The sequence below is a fragment of the Mycobacterium sp. genome (assembly GCF_049802695.1).
Lineage (GTDB): Bacteria > Actinomycetota > Actinomycetes > Mycobacteriales > Mycobacteriaceae > Mycobacterium.
In genome coordinates, this window is sequence record NZ_JBARMY010000374.1 from 1 (window position 1) to 3,701 (window position 3,701).

Genomic DNA, 3,701 nt, shown 5'->3' on the forward strand with positions numbered 1-3,701 from the left:
GCGACCCGCTGCGCCAGGCCGCGCGGGCCCTGGAGACCCCCGGCGACCCGCTCACCCGCACCGCGCTCGCGCTGAGCCCCGAGGTCGACGAACTGCTCAGTCGCTACCCGTTGCGCGATCTGCTCACCCGCGGCGAGCAGTACGGAATCTGGGTGGACCGGCCGCAGGCCCGCTTCAGCTCCTGGTACGAGATGTTCCCGCGATCGACGGGCGGCTGGGACAAGAAGGGCAATCCGGTGCACGGCACCTTTGCCACCGCGACCGCTGCGCTGCTACGCATCGCCCGGATGGGTTTCGACGTGGTGTATCTACCGCCGGTTCACCCCATCGGCAAGGTGCACCGCAAGGGCCGCAACAACACCGCGACCGCCGCACCGGGTGACGTCGGGTCACCGTGGGCGATCGGCAGTGACGAAGGCGGTCACGATGCGGTGCATCCGCTGCTCGGCACGATCGACGAGTTCGACAAGTTCGTCGCCGCGGCGCGCGAATTGGATCTGGAAGTCGCTCTGGACTTGGCGCTGCAGTGCGCACCGGACCACCCATGGGCCAAAGATCACCGCGAGTGGTTCACTGTGCTGCCGGACGGCACCATCGCCTACGCGGAGAACCCACCGAAGAAGTACCAGGACATCTACCCGCTCAGCTTCGACAATGATCCGGCCGGGTTGTACGACGAGGTGTTGCGGGTGGTGCGGCTCTGGATGGATCACGGCGTCAAGATCTTCCGGGTGGACAATCCCCACACCAAGCCGCCGAACTTCTGGGCCTGGCTGATCGGTCAGGTCAAGGCGATCGACCCCGACGTGCTGTTTCTTGCTGAAGCGTTCACGCCGCCCGCCCGACAGAACGGGCTGGCCAAACTTGGTTTCACGCAGTCGTATTCGTATTTCACCTGGCGCACCTCCAAAACGGAGCTCACTGAGTTCGGCGAGATCAATGTTGAGGAGGCCGACTTTCGACGGCCGAACCTGTTCGTCAACACGCCGGACATCCTGCACGCTGTGCTCCAACACAACGGCCCGGGCATGTTCGCGATCCGCGCGGTGCTGGCGGCGACGATGGGTCCCGCCTGGGGGGTCTACTCCGGCTACGAACTCTTCGAGCACCGCGCGGTGTCCGAAGGCAGCGAGGAATACCTTAATTCGGAAAAGTACGAGTTGCGGCCGCGCGACTTCGAGAAAGCGCTCGCCGAAGGCCGGTCGTTGGAGCCTTTCATTACACGGCTCAACGAGATTCGCCGGCTGCACCCGGCGCTGCGTGAACTACGCACGATTCATTTCCACACCGTGACCAACGAGGCGTTACTGGCCTACAGCAAATTCGACCCGATCAGCGGCGACTGCGTTCTGGTGGTGATCACATTGAACGCGTTCGGCGCCGAGGAAGCGATGTTGGCGTTGGACATGGCGGCGCTGGGCATGGAGCCCTACGAGCGGTTCTGGGTGCGAGACGAGATAACCGGCGAGGAATATCAATGGGGAGCAACCAATTACGTTCGGATCGACCCTGCGCGTTCTGTTGCGCACATTATCAATATGCCGCTCATACCCTCAGAATCCCGACCGACCCTGCTGCGCCGGAGGTGAGCGCACGATGAAACCAACCGATGAACTGATCAGCGCCGATCTGGGCCCTGATTCCAGTGATGTGCAACGCCTGGTCTCCGGTGTCCACCACAACCCGCACGGCATTCTGGGCGCTCACGAGTACGGCGACCACACCGTGATCCGTGCACTGCGACCGCATGCGACCGAGGTCGTCGCGCTCATCGGCGGCGAGCGGTATCCGTTGCAGCACATCGACTCCGGCGTGTTCGCCGTCGCGGTGCCGTTCGTCGACCTGATCGACTACCGTCTCGAGGTCAGCTACGGCGGCGGCGACAACTTGGACTCGCACGTGGTCGCCGACCCCTACCGCTTCCTGCCGACGTTGGGCGAAATGGACCTGCACCTCTTCGGCGAGGGCCGACACGAACGACTGTGGGAGGTGCTCGGTGCTCACCCGCGCTCGTTCAGCACACCCGACGGCGTCGTCGACGGGGTGTCGTTCGCCGTGTGGGCGCCCAACGCCCACGGTGTCAACCTGATCGGCGAGTTCAACCATTGGAACGACAACGACGCACCGATGCGGGTGCTGGGCTCCTCGGGCGTCTGGGAGTTGTTCTGGCCGGGCTTCGAACTCGGGGGCTTGTACAAGTTCCGCGTGCACGGCGCCGACGGAGTCGTGACCGAGCGCGCCGACCCGATGGCCTTTGCCACCGAGGTGCCGCCGCAAACCGCCTCGCGGGTGACGTCGAGCCGGCACGTCTGGAGCGACGACCAGTGGATGACGCAGCGCGCGCAGCGCAACCCGGTGTTCGAGCCGATGAGCACCTACGAAGTGCACCTCGGTTCCTGGCGTCCCGGCCTCAGCTACCGCGAACTGGCTCAACAGTTGACCGAATATGTTGTGCAGCAGGGGTTTACCCATGTCGAGCTGCTTCCGGTCTCCGAGCATCCGTTCGGCGGATCATGGGGCTACCAGGTCACGTCCTACTACGCGCCCACTGCTCGATTCGGCACACCCGACGAATTCAGGGTGCTGGTCGACGCACTGCACCAAGCCGGCATCGGGGTCATCGTCGACTGGGTGCCGGCCCACTTCCCCAAAGACTCCTGGGCACTGGGGCGGTTTGACGGCACCGCGCTCTACGAGCACTCCGACCCCAAACGAGGTGAGCAACTCGACTGGGGTACCTACGTGTTCAACTTCGGCAGGCCCGAGGTCCGTAATTTTCTGGTGGCCAATGCGCTGTACTGGCTGCACGAATACCACATCGACGGTCTGCGGGTGGACGCGGTGGCGTCGATGCTCTACCTCGACTACTCGCGACCCGCGGACGGCTGGACGCCCAACATCTACGGTGGCCGGGAGAATCTGGAAGCGGTGCAGTTCCTGCAGGAGATGAACGCCACCGCGCACAAGTCAGCGCCCGGTATCGTCACCGTCGCCGAGGAGTCCACCTCGTGGCCCGGTGTCTCCCGGCCGACCAATGTTGGCGGACTGGGTTTTTCGATGAAGTGGAACATGGGCTGGATGCACGACACGCTCAACTACGTCGGCCTCGACCCGATCTATCGGAATTTTCACCATCACGAGATTACGTTCTCGATGCTGTATGCCTTCAGCGAGAATTTCGTGCTGCCGATCAGCCACGACGAGGTGGTGCACGGCAAAGGCACGCTGTGGGGCCGGATGCCCGGCGACGACCAGATGAAGGCTTCCGGGCTGCGTAGCCTGCTGGCCTATCAGTGGGCGCATCCGGGCAAGCAGTTGCTGTTCATGGGCCAGGAGTTCGGTCAGCGCGCCGAGTGGTCCGAGGAACGGGGTCTGGACTGGTTTCAGCTCGACGAGAACGGTTTCTCGGAGGGAATCCAGCGCCTGGTGCGCGACCTCAACGGCATCTACCGCAGCCATTCGGCGTTGTGGAGCCAGGACACCAGCCCGGAAGGTTACTCCTGGATCGACGCCAACGACTCGGCCAACAACGTGCTGAGCTTCCTGCGCTATGGCAGCGACGGCTCGGTGCTGGCCTGCGTGTTCAACTTCTCCGGTGCGGAGCACAGCGGCTACCGGCTCGGGCTGCCCTCCGCCGGGCGCTGGCGCGAGGTGCTCAACACCGACGCCACGATCTACCACGGTGCCGGTATCGGCAACCT

General features: G+C 64.1%; 2 protein-coding genes. Both read left to right on the forward strand.

The window, feature by feature from the left end:
• Positions 1–1,589, forward strand: a 1,589-nt coding sequence (locus tag WA317_RS15440; protein ID WP_425173862.1) for a maltotransferase domain-containing protein, incomplete at its 5' end; no start/stop codon positions are given.
• 7 nt (positions 1,590–1,596) lie between these two features.
• Positions 1,597–3,701, forward strand: a 2,105-nt coding sequence (gene glgB / locus WA317_RS15445) for a 1,4-alpha-glucan branching protein GlgB (protein ID WP_425173863.1), incomplete at its 3' end; no start/stop codon positions are given.